The sequence below is a fragment of the Yersinia massiliensis genome, from assembly GCF_003048255.1.
GTDB classification, from domain to species: domain Bacteria; phylum Pseudomonadota; class Gammaproteobacteria; order Enterobacterales; family Enterobacteriaceae; genus Yersinia; species Yersinia massiliensis_A.
This window is the reverse complement of the sequence record NZ_CP028487.1, coordinates 2,321,877-2,340,245: the sequence shown is the minus strand read 5'-3', so window position 1 is coordinate 2,340,245 and position 18,369 is coordinate 2,321,877. Positions and strand designations below refer to the sequence as shown.

The following is an 18,369-nucleotide window of genomic DNA, read 5'->3' as shown; positions in this document are numbered from 1 at the left end:
TATTGGCTTATTGACCATCTAGTCCACGGATAGGCTTAACCGATGCCCAAGCACGGCATGACGGACAGTGCCAATACAACGAGTGGGCGGTGAAACCACACTTATGGCAACGATAACGAGGTTTAGTTCGAATTTGTTCGCCAACCATATCCCGCAGTAACAGCAAGCTCTCTTTTGCTCGCCCTTCTTCTGCATCAGCCAAGTGGTAATCCATCAATCGATAGAAGACTCGCATGGTTGGATGACGCTGTAATTGGCGGTTGATATAGGTTTGTGCCACATCGCGACCTTCTTGTTGCTCCAAAATTTCTGCCAGCATCAATTCAGCTGTCGCGCCGGTATTATCCTCTACGCAGCGTTTAAGGAAATTAGCCCAAGCCTCAGGCTGTTCCAAATGTTGGTAACAATCGCTCAGCATAGGCAGAGCCTCGCTGACCATTTCTTTATCTTGCTCCAAGACGCGTTCTAGCGCTTCTACCCCTTTAGCGTACTCACCTCTGGCGATATGGACTCGCCCCCGCATAATGGAAACGCGTGCACATTGCTTGTCAGCAGAAGCCGCTTTTTTTAGCAGCCCCATCGCCTTATCGAGATCATCAATGCCCATCGATTGTAGAGCGAGCTCACAATAAAAATGGGCAATTTCTAAACGCTGATTTTCTTTGCCCATCTTGACCAGTTTTTCCGCAACTTCGATTGCGTTATTCCAGTCACTGGTCGCTTGATGAATCACTAATAGCTGTTGTAATGCACCGAGCCGGAAATCTTGCTCTTCAACCAATTGGTTAAACATGTCTTCGGCACGATCATAGAATCCAGCCGCCATATAATCACGGCCGAGTTGTTGGATGGCTAACAAACGTTGTTCAAAAGTCAGAGAGGCGCTTTCCATCAATGCCTGATGGATGCGGATTGCTCGATCAACTTCGCCACGTGAACGAAACAGATTGCCTAATGTGAGATGTGCTTCCACCGTCGAACTGTCTTCTTTCAACATTTCAAGAAACAGATCAACCGCTTTGTCCTGCTGATTGGAAAGAAGGAAGTTAACCCCTGCCACGTATTCTCGTGACAGGCGGTTTGCATCCTGCTGTTTATCCTGCTGAGCACTTCTACGCCCCATGTACCAGCCATAGGCAGCAGCGACGGGTAACAGCAGGAACAGCATTTCTAGCATAGAAAATTATTCCTTGCTGGCAGCAGATGTCGTGACACTCGTACCAGTGTCAACAGGCACTTCTTGCTGTGATTCAAGACGTTTAATTTTCCGCTCTGCTCGACCCAGTAAAATACGGATCCGCAAATAAAAAAGCCCACAAATAATCCAGCCAAGAACCAAGCCCGCAGCGAAAAGTGTTGCCAATAAAGTTGATACTCGATATTCGCCCTGAGCTAATAAATAATTGAATGTTACGACCTGATCGTTATTCGCCCCTAATGTGACTGAAATCACGAAAATCACCAACACTAACAAAAAAATCAGCAAATATTTCACGTTTTTTCCTAAAGGCCGAATCAACCTGATGAATTATGCCAAAAATGTGGCGTCGTTACTTGATAAATTAGCACTTCCTCACGCAGCAAAGAACCCTACACCAAGATAAAGCGGCGTTTCAGCATCTAATCGATAGAATTTTAAGCGTCAGAATGAAGAATTATCATCAAGGACTTAATTCTCCTTGTGCTCCCGTTGCTCAATTTCACGTTGTTCAGACGGTGCAATCGTTAACGAACCGAACCAACGTTGCACTAGTCCGCAAACAATCGCGACCAATAATCCACTGATAAGCGTTGCCACAACCAGATCTCGTGGCCAATGCATACCTAAAGCCAAGCGGCTCATCATGACGCCTTGTGCCCATAACATCAGTATGATGACCGTTTTATAATGCCGCCGTGGCCATAATAACCCCACGGCTAGCAGCGCCCAAGTGGCTGCAAAAACCGTATGACCCGATGGAAAAGCAAACCCAGTTTCAAACTGCCAATGGCTGCTTAGCCAAGATGGGATGAGAACTTGATTTTCCAACTGCTGCTTAACCAGTTCGCTGCGCCCTGCACGGGGTAAGGAATAGAAATAGTGATTATCAATATGATGTTCCGCCTCCAGCCATACAACGAACGGACGAGGCGCTTGTACCTGCTCTTTAATCAGTGATTTAACACCTTGCCCCACGATGATGACGCCCCCCAATATGAGCAGCAAACCAATGGCAGGTTTTAGCCGAAAGCGCAAACACCACAGGAACCAACCACCGAGCAGCGCGCTGGTTACTATTCCCCATGGCGCAGTGACGGTTTCTGTCACCCAGAAAAGCCCCTTAAGCCAGGCTTCATTACCACCCGGTTGCCAGTGCCAACCATAGAGCCAGATAATCATCGTTGGCAGTAGTAAAATAAGGGTTCCTGCACAAATACGTTTTGCTATTTTCCCCATCTAATGCCCTTTATGATCATGCCTATCTCCATTGTTATCTCATCGCGAGTACCTGTTAATAGCACAATTTTTACCAGTGCTATAGCAATAGAGTATAAGTGCTGCGACCCATTGATAACATAAACAAATTTTTTATATTATTGGTATAAGTTACCAACAGACATGAGCTATTGACTTACTGCTGCTTTGTTGAACAGCAGTCCGCACCAAGTTATGGCAATATAGCTAATAATAATCGCGGCGAAACTTTTTATTTAATCCTATCCCTAAAATGAATATGTATAGGGTAGATCGCTGATAAATGCGGATATCCACAGTAGGATAGCAACAACTTCCCTAAGGGTCTGACGTTATAATATGAACAGTAAGATGCAGTTAAAACGTGTAGCAGAAGCCAAACTACCCACCCCATGGGGTGATTTTTTGATGGTTGGTTTTGAAGAACTGGCCACAGGGCATGATCATCTGGCTTTAATCTTTGGTGATATCAGCGGTGATGAGCCTGTACTTTCCCGTGTTCACTCTGAGTGCTTAACGGGTGATGCTTTGTTCAGTCTACGTTGTGATTGCGGTTTTCAACTAGAAGCAGCTTTGGCTCATATCGCTGAAGAAGGTCGCGGTGTACTGATCTACCATCGTCAAGAAGGACGCAATATAGGTCTATTGAATAAAATCCGCGCGTATGCACTGCAAGATCTTGGCGCGGATACTGTCGAAGCTAATCACCAGCTCGGTTTTGCGACTGATGAGCGTGATTTCACCTTGTGTTCAGACATGTATAAATTATTGGGCGTCAAAGCGATACGTTTGCTGACGAACAACCCGAAAAAGGTTGAGATCCTCACCGAGGCGGGCATTAATATTGTCGAACGTGTGCCATTAATCGTTGGCCGTAACCCGAAGAATGAGCAGTATATGGCAACCAAAGCCGCCAAAATGGGCCATTTGCTGACAAAATAAGACGCGCTAACGACCTGCCATAAACCCGTTATTCTTATGAGTTAAAGATAGCACTATGACTTAAAGGGTGATCTCTCAATCACCCTTTAAGTCGCTCAACCTTATTAGTGACAGCGTCACTTTCCACTACAACATTTTGCGTATCACATAATGCAAAATGCCGTCATTCTCAAAATAAGCCAGCTCATTGCCCGTATCGATACGGCAGCGAGTATTCACTGTTTGTTGCCTTCCATCAGCATAGGTGACCACTATCGGCACCATCTGCCCTGGAGACAGGTTTTGCAATCCGGAAACGCTAATTGACTCATCCCCCGTTAAACCAAGTGTTTTACGGTTGACGCCTTGCGGGAATTCGAGTGGTAAAATTCCCATCCCAATTAGATTAGAGCGATGGATACGTTCAAATGACTCGGCGATAACAACCCTAACCCCCAATAATCGTGGCCCTTTGGCTGCCCAATCGCGACTGGACCCCGATCCGTACTCTTTACCTGCAATGACTGCAAGAGGTACATTTTCCTGTTGATAGCGCATTGCTGCATCGTAGATAGACATTTCATTTTGAGATGGAATGTGACGTGTCATACCGCCTTCGGTCCCCGGAACCATCTCATTGCGAATACGAATATTGGCGAATGTGCCGCGCATCATCACTTCATGGTTACCACGTCGAGAGCCATAGGAGTTAAATTCACCGATCTCTACCCCGCGATCACGCAAATAACGGCCCGCAGGACTATCTGACTTGATATTCCCCGCAGGTGAAATGTGGTCAGTGGTCACTGAATCGGCCAATATCGCCAGAATACGGGCTTGGTGGATATCCTGCACAGGTTCCGGTAATGCTTTCATATCTTTAAAGAAAGGCGGTAAACGAATATACGTCGAGTCATTTTGCCAATCGTAGGTTGGGGTACTTTCAACTTGAATCGCCTGCCAATCTTTATCGCCATCAAATACGGCAGCATATTCCTTACGGAACATATCGGTCTTGACCTCTTCCACCGCTTTAGCGATTTCAAGTCCGCTGGGCCATATGTCTTTCAGATAGACAGGATTACCCTCAGGGTCGTTACCCAAAGAGTCCTGAGTCAGGTTAATATTCATATTCCCCGCCAATGCATAGGCAACCACTAAGGGTGGCGAGGCGAGCCAGTTCGTTTTCACCAAAGGGTGAATGCGCCCTTCGAAGTTACGGTTACCCGAGAGTACCGCACCCACCGTTAAATCCCCTGCTTTGATGGCTTGTTCTATTGGTTCCGGTAATGGCCCTGAGTTACCAATACAAGTCGTACATCCGTAGCCCACCAAATTAAAACCTAAATGATCCAGATAAGGCGTTAAGCCTGCCGAATTAAGGTACTCGGTAACCACTTTGGAGCCAGGTGCGAGCGAAGTTTTCACCCAAGGTTTGGTTTTCAATCCCTTTTCTGATGCTTTTTTGGCAAGCAGGCCCGCCGCCATCAGCACACTAGGATTAGAGGTATTGGTACATGAAGTGATGGCCGCAATCACCACCGCGCCATGGGTCAATTGATGGGTTTGCCCCTCAAGCGTAAAATCTATCTGGTCAACTTTATCTTTTTTGCTATTAAATTCCAGCTCTTCAAATGCTTTGAAGGCGAGAGGTACCTTAGGCAACACGACACGATCCTGAGGGCGTTTCGGTCCGGCAAGACTGACTTCGACCGTACTTAAATCCAGTGATAACTGGCTAGTAAACACCGGTTCATCACCGGGATTGCGCCATAATCCTTGCGCTTTGCTGTAAGCTTCTACCAACGCTATTTGCTCATCGCTGCGACCACTTAAACGCATATAACCGAGCGTGACGTCATCGACAGGGAAGAATCCGCAGGTTGCGCCGAATTCGGGTGACATATTGGCAATAGTTGCACGGTCCGCAAGAGGCAGATCAGCCAACCCATCACCGTAAAACTCGACAAACTTACCTACGACACCATGCTTACGTAGCATTTGGGTCACAGTCAGTACCAAGTCAGTAGCGGTGATCCCTTCACGCATTTTGCCGGTCATTTTGAAACCAACAACATCAGGAATTAACATTGAAACAGGTTGACCCAGCATCGCAGCTTCCGCCTCAATCCCACCGACCCCCCAGCCAAGTATCCCCAAGCCATTGATCATGGTGGTGTGGGAATCGGTCCCCACTAACGTGTCCGGATAAGCAATGCGTTTATCGCCCTGCTGTTCGTGCCAGACAGTTTGCCCCAGATATTCCAAATTGACCTGATGACAGATCCCTGTTCCCGGCGGCACAACCCGAAAGCGGCTAAAGGCTTTTTGCCCCCAACGTAAGAAAATATAACGCTCGTGGTTACGTTCCATTTCTAAACGAACGTTTTCACCAAATGCGGCTTTATCACCGAACTCATCGACAGTCACTGAATGGTCGATCACTAAATCGACGGGCGATAAGGGATTAACCTGCGCCACATCGCCGCCCAACCGAGTAACCGCTTCACGCATGGCGGCCAAATCCACCACGGCGGGTACGCCAGTAAAGTCTTGCATCAGTACACGAGCAGGCCGATAAGCAATTTCTCTATCGGCATGACCCGTCTGTTGCCAATTAACGATTGCAGCCAGATCCTCTTCCTTAACTTGCTCCCCATCCAAATGGCGTAGCAAGTTTTCCAGTAGGACTTTCAGTGATTTTGGTAAGCGGTCGATACCCCCCAGCGCTACCGCAAGTTGCGGCAGGCTGTAGTAGTGATATTCGTGATCGAGGGCAACCAACTTGGCCATACTCGTTTTCCGCAAATCCAACGACATAGTGCCTCCATTGTTTCTTATGTGTACTCCGAGTCAGCATAATTCCTAGGATATATTCCATTGTAATTATGTGGTCTAGATTAAATATAACACAAAGAAACATTAACATTTTGGCAACAATGACGGTCGTTTGTAACGATAGGCGGAAACGATTGTAATGGCTATTCGCTATTGTCAATATCAGCTATTGGTACAGTAGCATATTGGTATCCATTGCTACGATCCCAAACGTTCACCGCCCCAAGTTCTTCGGAAAGTTGTTCGCAATCTTCATCGGATAAATTATTTATTTCGTCGATCACTATGTCTACCGAAACAGTTGTTTTCCCAACACCATCTATAGTATCTAATTGAGTTCCTATAGTTTCCCATTCATAACCTTTCTCGTCAGTTATAAATTTATTTTCGTCATCGATATCAGTCTTATAGTACATTGCCATGTTAGTTTTTAAGCTGTTATTTTTTGACAATTCACCCTCTTCTTTTTCATTCGAAAATAATTCATTAAAATCATTATCAGATAACCCTGCAAAAGGAAGATGTTGGATATCAGGGGAACCGCTTACTTTAAATGAAACGGTATTATCAGCAATGTAAGAACTAGATGAGAATTTATTTTTAAACCAATCAAAAATTCTTTCAATGACTGTTCGACAATCCAGATCATTCCTTAGTTCTGTCGAACAGTTCTCGTTGAATTCAAAATATACACGTGCTTTATTTTCATTTAATGTAAAATTATCACCTAAAAACATCTTACAATTCAATGTAAAAACTTCAACATCATCGTCGCTATAAGTCGCCGAGTAGACCATTTCAAGCGCTGAATCATCATTGCGCTTAAATTCCATTGATATATGAGGATCATGATCTAAGTAGAGGTAGATATTATTACTACTTTCAAGAATCACATCTGCCATAGAGAATTCGCTTATTGAACTAAGCAAATTAACTCTTCTTTCAGACTCATCAAAATTGCAAGGTGGTTTTAACCAGTCTTTCTGGACTAACTGCTCTAACATCTTACTGATATTGTCATGATCTGCAATATTATAACCATCAATATAGAAATGGGCTTTATCGTGTGTAACGCCTTTTGTTTCCATGGCTTGAACCGTATGGCTAATATCTATATTTGATATTGGGTAGGAGATTCTATCCATATGCATTCCTTTTTATATATAGTTGGAAATTAATACGGATAAAAATATCATAAGAATACTAGAGAAACTTTTGAATTATGGCTTATAACTTCAGTTATGGTAAAGCCACAACATTAAAAATGTGGCTTTACCTTAATAAAATTTACTTCGTCGGCAGCTTAATGTCTTTAAACATCGCCTCGATATCTTCGTTAGAGCGCAGGGCCACCGCTTTATCTACGACGTCACGAGTCAGATGAGGGGCAAAACGTAGAATAAAGTCATACATATAGCTACGTAAGAATGTGCTACGGCGGAAACCAATTTTGGTGGTGCTATAGGTAAATATATCCCGAGCATCAACTGTCACTAAGTCTGGGTCTTGTATCGGGTCAACTGCCATGCTGGCAATCACCCCAACGCCTAATCCTAAGCGTACATAGGTCTTAATAACATCTGCATCTGTCGCTGTAAAAACAATTCGAGGTGTCAGGCCAGCTCGGTTAAATGCTGTATCCAACTCTGAACGTCCTGTAAAACCGAAGGTGTAGGTCACAATAGGATAAGCCGCTAATTCTTCAATACTGACATGAGCTTTACCTGCTAAAGGGTGGTCAGGCTTGACAACAACCGCACGATTCCAGTGGTAGCACGGCAACATAATCAGATCGTCGTACAAATGCAACGCTTCAGTGGCTATGGCAAAATCCGCACTGCCCTTCGAAACGGCTTCAGCGATCTGAGTCGGTGACCCTTGATGCATGTGCAAGGACACTCGCGGATAACGTTCAATAAAACCTTTAATGACATTCGGTAACGCATAGCGAGCCTGAGTATGGGTTGTTGCCACATACAGTGAGCCTTTATCTGGATAGGTATGTTCTCCAGCAACGGCTTTAATAGCGTCCACTTTTGATAATACTTCGCGGGCGATACGAATGATTTCTAACCCTGCTGGAGTGACCTGCGTAAGATGTTTACCACTACGGGCAAAAATTTGAATACCCAGTTCATCCTCTAGCATCCTGACCTGTTTACTGATCCCCGGTTGCGAGGTGTACAGCCCTTCAGCGGTGGACGATACATTAAGATTATGATTGACCACCTCAACAATATAACGGAGCTGCTGCAATTTCATAGCTAGACCATCCTAGGTTGAACACCGTGGAAAACCCACAGTTTGGTATATCGGTATCACCCGGTACGCCGAGAAGTTATTAACTAAAACCCATAATTTCATAATGCTGTGTTGGTCAGTATTGACCTTATAATAACCTTAGGTGATAAGAAAATATTTTATATAACTAGATTACTATATCACTTCATCCGTAGCTGTATAGACCCTTGTGACTCATAGAGAGCATCAGCATTAAAAATGGTATTTGGGATCATGCAGACGGTAGCCAAAGACAGATTATTTCGATGGATTAACTAAGACTATAAAGCACTTGGCAAGATTAGCCCAATAAAAAAACCAGCCATAAAGGCTGGTTTTTACTCATGTCACGGTGTATTTCTTCTGCAAAGATTTCTTTGCTTAAAAACCACCATGCTCAAGGGGTTGTTACTTTTTTGCTTCAACCCATTTTCCATCAATATAGAAAGCAGACCACCCTGTGGCTTTGCCCTCTTTTTCTGAGGAAACATACTGTTGTTTAGTCTTACGGCTAAAGCGAACCATAGTTTTGTTCCCTTCTTTATCCGTGACCGGCGCATCAGCCAAATAGCGCAGTTTCTCCGGTAACCTATCCTTAAAACGGACCAACTCTTCAACCAATGGCGCACGAGTTTCGCGCGATTTAGGGAAAGTATTGGCAGCCAAGAAGACGCCGGCTGCACCATCTCGTAATACGAAATAGGCGTCAGATTTCTCGCAAGGCAACTCTGGTAGTGGAACAGGATCTTCTTTCGGTGGAGCTACTTCACCACTGCGTAAGATTTTACGGGTATTCTTACACTCGTCATTGGTACAGCCCATGTACTTACCAAAACGCCCCATTTTTAGGTGCATTTCAGAACCACATTTTTCGCACTCAACAATAGGGCCTTCGTACCCTTTAATGCGGAATTCACCCTGCTCTATCTCATAACCATCACATGCAGGGTTATTACCACAAACATGCAATTTACGCTGATTATCGATTAGGTAGCTGTCCATCGCTGTGCCGCACTTCTGGCAACGGCGACGGGCACGCAAGGCGTTAGTTTCCGCATCATCACCTTCCAAAATATTCAGAATCTCTGCTTCCGGCACCAGATTAATGGTGGTTTTGCAGCGTTCTTTTGGTGGCAATGCATAGCCGGAACAGCCGAGGAACACCCCCGTACTGGCAGTACGAATCCCCATCTGGCGACCGCAGGTTGGGCAGTCGATACTGGTCATGACCATTTGATTTGGGCGCATACCGCCCTCTTCAGGATCCTTCTCAGCTTTTTCTAACTGTTCGCTAAATTCAGCGAAAAAGCCATCCAATACCGCTTTCCATTCAGCTTGATTGTTAGCCACCTGATCCAGGCCACTTTCCATACGCGCAGTAAAATCATAATTCATCAATTCACGGAAATTTTCTTCCAACCGATCAGTGACGATTTCACCCATTTTCTCCGCATAGAAACGGCGGTTTTCTACCCGAACATAACCACGATCCTGAATAGTCGAAATAATTGACGCGTAGGTAGATGGCCGGCCAATGCCGCGTTTTTCTAACTCTTTTACCAGAGAAGCTTCACTGTATCGTGCCGGTGGCTTAGTGAAGTGTTGGCTTGGGATCAGTTTCTGCAAGTCAAGCTCACTGCCGACCTCAATCACTGGCAAGGTTCTATCTTCATCGCCTTTGCGCAAAGCTGGCATCACTTTCGTCCAACCATCAAAGCGTAAAGTACGGCCTTTGGCCCGCAGTTGGAAATCCCCTGCCTGCACAGTTAATGTGGTGGAATCATACTTAGCCGGTGTCATCTGACAGGCGACGAACTGGCGCCAGATCAGCTGATACAGTTTCTGTGCGTCAGGTTCCATATCTTTTAACTGTTCAGCAAGCACATTCACATCCGATGGACGAATAGCTTCATGCGCTTCTTGCGAATTCTCTTTGCTGCTGTACTGATTCGGTGCAGATGGCAAATATTTATCGCCAAAATTATCACCGATATAACCACGCACCATGGTGAGTGCATCTTGACTCAAATTGGTTGAGTCAGTACGCATATAGGTAATGTGGCCCGCTTCATACAGGCGTTGTGCCATCATCATCGTTTTCTTCACCCCAAAGCTCAGGCGAGTACTGGCAGCCTGCTGCAAGGTGGATGTGATAAATGGCGCGCCGGGTTTACTACTGGTCGGTTTATCTTCACGATCCAGTACTTTGTAGCTAGCCTTCTCCAGTAAATTCAGTGCCGCATGCGTTTGTTCACGATTAACCGGTTTAAACGGCTTACTGTGCGCATGGGTGACTTCCATCTGGATCGGAACTTCACCTTTCGCGAGCAAATCGGCATGCAGTTCCCAGTACTCTTCAGGAACGAATGCTTTGATGTCACGTTCCCGCTCCACCACCAAACGCACCGCGACAGACTGAACGCGGCCAGCAGATAAGCCACGGGCTATCTTTTTCCAGAGCAACGGCGAAACCATATACCCCACAACCCGATCCATAAAACGACGAGCTTGCTGGGCATTGACCCGGTCGATATTCAGTTCGCCGGGTTGATTAAACGCTTGTTGAATGGCGTTTTTGGTAATTTCGTTAAATACCACACGACTAAAACGCTTATCGTCACCACCAATCACTTCCCGCAAATGCCAGGCAATCGCCTCTCCTTCGCGGTCAAGGTCGGTTGCGAGGTAGATATGGTCAGCGTTTTCAGCTAAAGCTTTCAGCTCGGCAACTACTTTTTCTTTGCCAGGCAAAATTTCATACTGTGCTTTCCAGCCATGATAAGGATCGACCCCCATACGATTAACCAAGGCAACCTTTTCGTCTTTCTTGACTTTGGTTTTGGGTTTATCCGATGTTTTCTTGGCTTTATCTTCAGTTGAGTTCGCGCTCTTCTTACTGGCTGAGCCACTGGTCGGCAAATCACGAATGTGACCGACACTGGACTTAACCACGTAGTTATTCCCTAAGTATTTATTAATAGTTTTGGCTTTTGCCGGGGACTCAACTATTACAAGAGCTTTACCCATAATTACCTTTACCTAAATTATTTCTTCTAAAAGAAGGTTTTTATCTTGCCGTACCGCGGCATTCTGTATCTCTTTTTTATATTGCGGTACTTTCTCAGGAGATCAACCTGTTTTTTTGATCGGACGACAAAATATCGCTCCGAGTCTCCGCGGCCTACCGCTCAAAAATTTTCGCCTGTACCCAGAGAGATATCAGTGAATTATGACTCTTGGTGCGAATAAAACCTTCCACCTAATAGTATAAAATCCCACACTTTACCTGATAAAAAGCGCTACGCAACCAAATTAGCCTGTAATCTGTATTTATCCAATCACGGCGATAAAACCATCAAAGGCTCGAGTAAACCTTAGCCGGTTTGCGAACAAATGCTAACCCGCAGTACAATGCTGAGATAAATTGCCTGATAATGAGGAGAAATAATGCTCGGTAACACCGCACCCATTGCACGTGATCAATTATTGGCAGAAGCCAATGAGATTATTCGTCAACATGAAGATTATATCCATGGTATGCAGGCGACGGAAGTTGAGCAAAAAGGGCCTGTATTAGTCTTCCGTGGGGAGTTCTTTCTTGATTCTGACGGGTTGCCAACGGCAAAAACAACCGCTGTATTTAATATGTTTAAACACTTGGCTCACGTTTTGTCAGCTAAATATCATTTAATTGATTAGTGTTCTGTTGAAGTTGAAATACTGGCCAAAGCGCAAAAAATAACAGGGGACAAAGCCCCCTGTTATTCTCAGTACAAAACATGATTAACCGCTTATAACAAGGGTTTCTCACCACGCTGCCACCAACGCAATAATAAACGATCAACACTTTCAGCTGCGCTACCGGTAAAGCGATCCATTAGGCGTTTGCGTCGTGAGTAACGTACACCAATAACTTCGTGATTATCCATTTCAGCAATCAGTAAATCATCGCTAGTCCCAATGGCATCAACTAACCCTTTCTCTTTCGCTTGCGTACCAAACCAATGTTCACCCGTGGCGACGGCATCAATATCCAAAGAAGGGCGCTGCTGCTGAACGAACTGCTTAAATAGTAGGTGCGTTTCATTCAAATCTTCGCGGAATTTCTCACGCCCTTGTTCGGTATTCTCACCAAACAATGTCAGAGTGCGCTTAAACTCACCCGCGGTATGCAGTTCTACATCGATATCGTTCTTTTTCAGCAAACGGTGGAAGTTGGGAATTTGCGCCACAACACCGATGGAACCGATAATAGCAAAGGGTGCGCTGATGATACGATCAGCCACACAGGCCATCATATAACCCCCACTCGCGGCAACTTTATCGACTGCGACCGTCAAGCGGATACCTTTGTGGCGCAAACGTTCGAGTTGCGAAGCGGCTAAGCCATAGCCGTGAACCACACCGCCAGGACTTTCCAATCTAAGCAGCACTTCATCTTGCGCTGTAGCAACGGCCAGTACTGCCGAAATTTCTTCACGTAATGACGTGACTTCGTGTGCATCGATGCTGCCTTTAAAATCAATAACATATAAACAGGGTTTTATGGCTGCTACCGCACCTGCTTTGGCACGTTGTGTTTTCAGTTTCTGATCGGCTTTTTGCTGTTTTTTAAATGCTTTACTCCAGGTTTTTTGTTCCCCATGACTCATGCGACTCAGTCGCATTTCTCGCTGCATTTCCTTATATTGCTCACCCAGATCAACCAGACTCAGTTCTCCCCGTTGCCCTTGTTTCCTCATACCTTGGCTGACAATCAATAACACGATGGCACCTATCGCAATCACGATGGTCACCACTTTCGCCAGAAACAGTCCGTACAGAGAAATCAACTCCACAAATACCGCCTTATTCATTTGCTATTAGAGAGATATTGGCATTCTAGCGAACCCGCGCCTCGGCGTCTTGCGCAAATGAAGAATTGCATTGGTTTCGCTTAAATATAAGAATGTAAGCGATATCGTGGCATGCATGGGTAAAATACCCGCCGCCAGCAAGAGGAATAATTATGCATTATCAACCTAAACATGACCTGCTCAATAATCACTCTATTTTAGTCACTGGTGCAGGTGATGGTATTGGTCGTGAAGCCGCGCTGACTTATGCGCGTTTTGGTGCACGGTTAATTTTAGTCGGCCGTACCGAGAGCAAACTGATCGCTGTTCAGCAACAGATTGCTGCGGAAAATGGCTTACCAGCACTAGTTATCAAGCTCGATCTGTTAAAAGCTACACAACACGATTGCCAACAATTAGCTGATAAGCTAGGTCAACAAACACCCCATTTAGATGGAGTGTTGCATAACGCAGGTTTACTGGGTGATATCGCCCCCATGTCTGAACAGAATATCACCACGTGGCAAGATGTCATGCAAGTGAATGTCAATACGACATTTATGCTTACGCAAGCACTGCTCCCTCTGCTATTAAAAGCCCCAAGTGCCTCACTGGTATTCACCAGTTCTAGCGTAGGTCGCCAAGGACGTGCGGGATGGGGAGCTTATTCAGTTTCCAAATTTGCAACAGAGGGCATGATGCAAGTTCTTGCAGAAGAGTATAAACAGACTAACCTGCGAGTGAACTGCATTAACCCAGGGGGAACGAGAACCCCAATGCGTGCAAGTGCTTTCCCTGATGAAGATAAATCTAAATTAAAAACACCGGCCGATATTATGCCGTTGTATCTTTACCTCATGGGTGATGATAGCCGCAGAAAGACGGGTATCAGCTTTGATGCACAACCAGGCCGTAAACCCGGCCCCGCTGAGTAATAAAAGGAATATTGAATGTCCGAAGAACGCCATCAACAGCGCCAACAAAAAATAAAAGAAAAGGTTGAATCACGGGTTGCAGCCGCACAGGAAATCCGCGGCATCATGATCGTTTTTACCGGTAATGGCAAAGGTAAAACGACTGCAGCGTTTGGTACTGTCACCAGAGCTGTTGGTCATGGTTTAAAAGCCGGTGTCATTCAATTCATTAAGGGAGAATGGCCCAATGGCGAGAAAAACTTACTGCAACAACATGGGGTTGAATTTCAGGTGATGGCGACTGGCTTTACTTGGAATACCCAGAACAGAGAAACCGATACCGCAGCTTGTCAGGGAGTATGGCAGCATGCATTACGTATGTTGGCTGATCCAACACTGGATTTGGTTGTGCTTGATGAATTGACTTATATGGTTGCTTACGACTATTTGCCACTCGATGAAGTCGTTAATGCTCTTAAACAGCGCCCTGCTCATCAAACGGTCATTATTACTGGTCGTGGATGCCATCGTGATTTACTGGAAATGGCCGATACTGTCAGTGAATTGCGACCGGTAAAACATGCTTTTGATGCCGGTGTTAAAGCTCAACAAGGTATTGATTGGTAATTTAACAAAGTCATCTGCAAAAAAAATGCCGCAGTGATAACTCTGCGGCATTTTAATTGATCTGATTAAATGGGAATCATTTATACCTTCCCAAAATAAAACTCAGCTACAGGTGCTCTTTACCCGCGCTTGTTCGATCCGCGACGACCGGTATTTGTTGCTGGTGCAGCACTACCGACATTTTGACGAGTCGAACCTTTACGTGCTGAAGCTTGACGACCAGCAACTTGGCGGCCTGCAACTTCTGTGTGGCGTTTAACCGCACGACGAATTTGATTTGCTTTAACTCGGCGACGATCTTTCTCAACGGACAATTTACTCACCGTTTCAGAATCGAGTTCTACTAACTCACGTAGGTAGTTAGTGGCTTTCAAATCTAATTCAGTCCAGCCACCACGCGGCAGACCTTTCGGGAGATTGATATCACCGTAACGTACACGAATCAAGCGACTCACCTGCACGCCAACCGCTTCCCACAGGCGACGCACTTCACGGTTGCGCCCTTCGGTCAAGGTGACGTTATACCACTGGTTAATCCCTTCACCACCTTGGAAAGTGATGGTACGGAATGCCGCTGGACCATCTTCCAATTGCACACCATTACTGAGCTGTTTGATCTTTTCATCATCGATTTGACCAAACACGCGTACTGCGTACTCGCGCTCGACTTCGCGGCTTGGATGCATCAGACGATTAGCCAACTCACCATCTGTGGTGAACAGCAATAAACCTGAGGTATTGACGTCCAACCGGCCTACCGCAACCCAACGCGAACCACGCAGTTTAGGTAAACGATCAAATACCGTTGGTCGGCCTTCAGGATCATTCCGGGTACAAAGTTCGCCTTCTGGTTTGTAATAGGCCAGAACACGACACACGACTTCTTCAGATTCTGTAATAGAAAGAAGATGGCCATCCAGACGAATTTTAGTCGCTTGGGTCACTTCAACACGATCACCCAACGTGGATATTTTACCATCTACGCTGACGCGGCCCTGTTGAATAATTGCTTCGATTTCCCGACGAGAACCATGACCGGCTCTGGCCAAGACTTTCTGTAATTTTTCGCCCACGATTTTATCGCCCTGTGATTTAGGGCTTTGTGGCTTTGAGTTTGGTAACTTTTGGTCTTCAGACTTCTCGCTCATTGAGCAACCTCTAATGTCGCCTTCACAGGCGTCAGTTTTAACTATAAAATCAATGCGTTAGCTTAACGCCTCATTCGATATCAATGAGTTATAACATTAAGGTACACAACATGGATAACAAATGGGTATACAACAGGCTTAAGTTTACCACAGAGCGCAATGGAATTTTTTATATTAATTTCAGTCTCTCCAATTGGTGAATATGGTCGGTGATAAGACCCTCTATGCGACTATACTAAAAGCTAACACAATCTATGTGGCATAGTTCTAGTCGATAATATGATAGCTGTTCCAATGAGTACGAACTGAATAACCTCATACAACTAAACTGTAAACTCGCGAGGTGGCCTATGTTATACGTTGATATTCCAAGCCGTGAAGAATTCTCTCGTTTATCTGATGTCCGCTCTGATGCCTGTATTTCCATCTACCTTGAAACTTCTCCGTTGCACCAAAAATTAGACGCAAGCAAAATTCAATTGAGCAACTTCATTAAAGAAGCATTGCGGCAGGTTGCGGAAAAAGGTTTGGATAAACGCCGCTTAGTTCTGTTGGAAGAAGAACTTTACTCGGTGTTGGAAGATGAGGATTTTTGGGATCTGCATGCCCACAGCCTAGCCATTCTGGCCACGCCGGATAATATTACAACTTACCGGTTAGCGAACAAACTACCCAACCAGCTTGAAATAGGCGAACGTTTCTACCTTAAACCTTTACTGCGAGCACTCACCTTCCCCCACTCAGCCTATGTTCTGGCTTTATCTGAGAATCAGACGCGCCTAATCGAATTTTTTGCCGATGCACCGCCAGTAGAAGTTGTCGTGCCAAATATGCCATCTCGCAAACGTGATGCAATGGGCGACGCTGCATTAAACGATCATCAGCATGGTGCGGTTCACCATAAGATACGCTTAGCACAATACACCCGTAAAATTGACCAAGCCTTGCGCCCAATATTTGCGAGGCATAACTACCCGCTTATTTTGGTCACGACCGAGCCTTTAGCTTCTATTTATCGAGCAACCAACTCGTTACCCAATCTTACCGACGAAACACTTTTCTGTAATGCCGAGCATTTAGGGGCATCTGAGCTGGTGACTCAGGTTCGCCCACTATTGGAAAACTATTATCAGGCGCAGTTAAATGTGCTGAAATCACGATTCGAGGCCCGCTCAGGCAAGCGACGGGTGACGCAGGATCTATCCGATGCCGCCCGTGCAGCAACTTTTGGAGCCATCGATTTACTGCTGATTAATATCGACAGCAGCGTAAATGGGACCATTGATGATGAAGGCATAATCTCCTTCAGCGGCAGCGGTAATGAAGTGAGTTACGGGATTATCGATGAGATTGCCAAACGAGCGATTGCAACTGGGGCAAGAGTCTTGGCTGTACGCAGCGAAGACCTGCCATCCGGTGCCGACCTCAACGCGATATTACGTTATCCCCTGTAAAAAATACTCTCTGAAGCCCCGCTTAGGGGCTTTATTTTTAACAAACTTTCCATCGGTCGCAGACAATTAGCATTATTAGTTACACATCCCAGTGTGACATATTGCGCAATAGTTTTTAACGTACAAAGAATACGCTAATACGACAAATCATGACTGACTAGGACTTAATTTAATATTAATAATAAGCCCGCCATTAAGCTATTGCGATGTCAGTAGCGTCCTAAGTATTTCATTAACTGTTCTCACGCCGAGCTTATTATAAATATTTCTCCGATGGGCACTGGCTGTTTTGCTTTTCATATTCAATCGTATTGATATGTCAGGATTTCTTAACCCAATTAATATACATTCAAAAACCTCATTCTCTCTTTCGGTGAGTTGTGATTTAATTTTATTTTTCAAGTCAAGTCGATTAAAATTCTTGGGCGTTTTCCGTGAGTTAAATGCTCTAACTATCATTGATTTAATGTTTTTTACTGATGCTGTTTTACACAGTATTCCATCAGATAGAATAGAGAGATAGGTGAAATCTTCAGTGCCAGCAAGCTTTCTGCAGAAAACCATAACGAAAGATAGTGGGTTTGACGCTCTTATTTGACTAATGGTATTAAATACCTTGGAAGGATTAATATCGTCGACATCGAGGATAACAATACTTCGCTCATTTGATTCATTGTATATTCTCTCATCGTCAATGGAATGGTATTGTTCAACATTCACATTCATGGCTTCATTATGGACCATGATGACTTCTTTGATGATTGTCTCGAATGATAATAGCGTTAAATTGCAATAACTAACCACCATGACTCTCATGTGTTATATCACCCTTTACTCGAGTTTATTAACTATAAAAATATATATTGAGTCCATAAAAAGACGGCACCGAGGCACCGT

General features: G+C 45.0%; 15 protein-coding genes. 5 read left to right on the top strand and 10 right to left on the bottom strand.

Annotation, left to right across the window (positions count from 1 at the left end; all coding sequences use genetic code 11):
- Positions 1–7: 7 nt before the first annotated feature.
- From lapB to pgpB, 3 genes are all read right to left on the bottom strand, one after another.
- Positions 8–1,177 (bottom strand): lipopolysaccharide assembly protein LapB, encoded by a 1,170-nt coding sequence (gene lapB, locus DA391_RS10975; RefSeq protein WP_050080750.1) that lies wholly within the window; start codon positions 1,175–1,177, stop codon positions 8–10.
- Between the two features lie 6 nt (positions 1,178–1,183).
- Positions 1,184–1,495, bottom strand: a complete 312-nt coding sequence (locus tag DA391_RS10970; protein WP_050080749.1) for a LapA family protein — start codon at positions 1,493–1,495, stop codon at positions 1,184–1,186.
- 174 nt (positions 1,496–1,669) lie between these two features.
- On the bottom strand, positions 1,670–2,437 hold the full coding sequence (gene pgpB, locus DA391_RS10965; protein WP_050080748.1) for a phosphatidylglycerophosphatase B: 768 nt from the start codon (positions 2,435–2,437) through the stop codon (positions 1,670–1,672).
- 369 nt (positions 2,438–2,806) lie between these two features.
- On the opposite strand from pgpB, the gene ribA reads away from it, so the two are divergent.
- Positions 2,807–3,397 carry a GTP cyclohydrolase II gene (ribA, locus tag DA391_RS10960; protein ID WP_042806400.1) on the top strand — a complete coding sequence of 197 codons (591 nt, stop codon included), beginning with the start codon at positions 2,807–2,809 and terminating at the stop codon, positions 3,395–3,397.
- A gap of 126 nt (positions 3,398–3,523) precedes the next feature.
- Here the strand turns inward: ribA and acnA are convergent, their stop codons facing one another.
- The 4 genes from acnA to topA form a co-directional block, all read right to left on the bottom strand.
- Positions 3,524–6,196 carry an aconitate hydratase AcnA gene (gene acnA, locus DA391_RS10955; RefSeq protein ID WP_050873106.1) on the bottom strand — a complete coding sequence of 891 codons (2,673 nt, stop codon included), beginning with the start codon at positions 6,194–6,196 and terminating at the stop codon, positions 3,524–3,526.
- A gap of 161 nt (positions 6,197–6,357) precedes the next feature.
- Entirely contained in the window at positions 6,358–7,359 is a 1,002-nt protein-coding gene (locus DA391_RS10950; protein WP_108087695.1) for a hypothetical protein, read from the bottom strand.
- 142 nt (positions 7,360–7,501) lie between these two features.
- The gene (gene cysB / locus DA391_RS10945) at positions 7,502–8,476 is read right to left on the bottom strand and encodes an HTH-type transcriptional regulator CysB (RefSeq protein WP_005165856.1); all 975 of its coding nucleotides are present in this window, start codon (positions 8,474–8,476) and stop codon (positions 7,502–7,504) included.
- Positions 8,477–8,902: 426 nt separating this feature from the next.
- Entirely contained in the window at positions 8,903–11,521 is a 2,619-nt protein-coding gene (gene topA, locus DA391_RS10940; protein WP_108087694.1) for a type I DNA topoisomerase, read from the bottom strand.
- Between the two features lie 420 nt (positions 11,522–11,941).
- On the opposite strand from topA, the gene DA391_RS10930 reads away from it, so the two are divergent.
- Positions 11,942–12,193: a YciN family protein gene (locus DA391_RS10930; RefSeq protein ID WP_050873108.1), complete on the top strand. Its 252-nt coding sequence runs from the start codon at positions 11,942–11,944 to the stop codon at positions 12,191–12,193.
- A 92-nt stretch (positions 12,194–12,285) separates the two neighbouring features.
- Here DA391_RS10930 and sohB read toward each other — a convergent pair whose 3' ends face one another.
- Positions 12,286–13,332, bottom strand: coding sequence for a protease SohB (gene sohB / locus DA391_RS10925; protein WP_050080740.1), 1,047 nt, complete (start codon positions 13,330–13,332; stop codon positions 12,286–12,288).
- A gap of 170 nt (positions 13,333–13,502) precedes the next feature.
- Here sohB and DA391_RS10920 point away from each other — a divergent pair, with 170 nt between their 5' ends.
- On the top strand, positions 13,503–14,264 hold the full coding sequence (locus DA391_RS10920; protein ID WP_108087693.1) for a YciK family oxidoreductase: 762 nt from the start codon (positions 13,503–13,505) through the stop codon (positions 14,262–14,264).
- 15 nt (positions 14,265–14,279) lie between these two features.
- Positions 14,280–14,870: a cob(I)yrinic acid a,c-diamide adenosyltransferase gene (gene cobO / locus DA391_RS10915; RefSeq protein WP_050080732.1), complete on the top strand. Its 591-nt coding sequence runs from the start codon at positions 14,280–14,282 to the stop codon at positions 14,868–14,870.
- A 119-nt stretch (positions 14,871–14,989) separates the two neighbouring features.
- Here the strand turns inward: cobO and rluB are convergent, their stop codons facing one another.
- The gene (gene rluB, locus DA391_RS10910; protein WP_098904549.1) at positions 14,990–16,018 is read right to left on the bottom strand and encodes a 23S rRNA pseudouridine(2605) synthase RluB; all 1,029 of its coding nucleotides are present in this window, start codon (positions 16,016–16,018) and stop codon (positions 14,990–14,992) included.
- Positions 16,019–16,368: 350 nt separating this feature from the next.
- Here rluB and DA391_RS10905 point away from each other — a divergent pair, with 350 nt between their 5' ends.
- Complete coding sequence (locus DA391_RS10905) at positions 16,369–17,472, top strand: hypothetical protein (protein ID WP_050080731.1); 1,104 nt, start codon at positions 16,369–16,371, stop codon at positions 17,470–17,472.
- A gap of 198 nt (positions 17,473–17,670) precedes the next feature.
- Here DA391_RS10905 and DA391_RS10900 read toward each other — a convergent pair whose 3' ends face one another.
- Positions 17,671–18,216 (bottom strand): helix-turn-helix domain-containing protein, encoded by a 546-nt coding sequence (locus DA391_RS10900; RefSeq protein ID WP_226722635.1) that lies wholly within the window; start codon positions 18,214–18,216, stop codon positions 17,671–17,673.
- Positions 18,217–18,369 lie beyond the last annotated feature (153 nt).

Excerpts from the sequence above, each read along its gene's own strand:
- lapB (WP_050080750.1), bottom strand. The coding sequence starts at position 1,177 with ATGCTAGAAATGCTGTTCCTGCTGTTACCCGTCGCTGCTGCCTATGGC.
- pgpB (WP_050080748.1), bottom strand. The coding sequence starts at position 2,437 with ATGGGGAAAATAGCAAAACGTATTTGTGCAGGAACCCTTATTTTACTA.
- ribA (WP_042806400.1), top strand. The coding sequence starts at position 2,807 with ATGCAGTTAAAACGTGTAGCAGAAGCCAAACTACCCACCCCATGGGGT.
- acnA (WP_050873106.1), bottom strand. The coding sequence starts at position 6,196 with ATGTCGTTGGATTTGCGGAAAACGAGTATGGCCAAGTTGGTTGCCCTC.
- DA391_RS10950 (WP_108087695.1), bottom strand. The coding sequence starts at position 7,359 with ATGGATAGAATCTCCTACCCAATATCAAATATAGATATTAGCCATACG.
- cysB (WP_005165856.1), bottom strand. The coding sequence starts at position 8,476 with ATGAAATTGCAGCAGCTCCGTTATATTGTTGAGGTGGTCAATCATAAT.
- topA (WP_108087694.1), bottom strand. The coding sequence starts at position 11,521 with ATGGGTAAAGCTCTTGTAATAGTTGAGTCCCCGGCAAAAGCCAAAACT.
- DA391_RS10930 (WP_050873108.1), top strand. The coding sequence starts at position 11,942 with ATGCTCGGTAACACCGCACCCATTGCACGTGATCAATTATTGGCAGAA.
- DA391_RS10920 (WP_108087693.1), top strand. The coding sequence starts at position 13,503 with ATGCATTATCAACCTAAACATGACCTGCTCAATAATCACTCTATTTTA.
- cobO (WP_050080732.1), top strand. The coding sequence starts at position 14,280 with ATGTCCGAAGAACGCCATCAACAGCGCCAACAAAAAATAAAAGAAAAG.
- rluB (WP_098904549.1), bottom strand. The coding sequence starts at position 16,018 with ATGAGCGAGAAGTCTGAAGACCAAAAGTTACCAAACTCAAAGCCACAA.
- DA391_RS10905 (WP_050080731.1), top strand. The coding sequence starts at position 16,369 with ATGTTATACGTTGATATTCCAAGCCGTGAAGAATTCTCTCGTTTATCT.
- DA391_RS10900 (WP_226722635.1), bottom strand. The coding sequence starts at position 18,216 with ATGGTCCATAATGAAGCCATGAATGTGAATGTTGAACAATACCATTCC.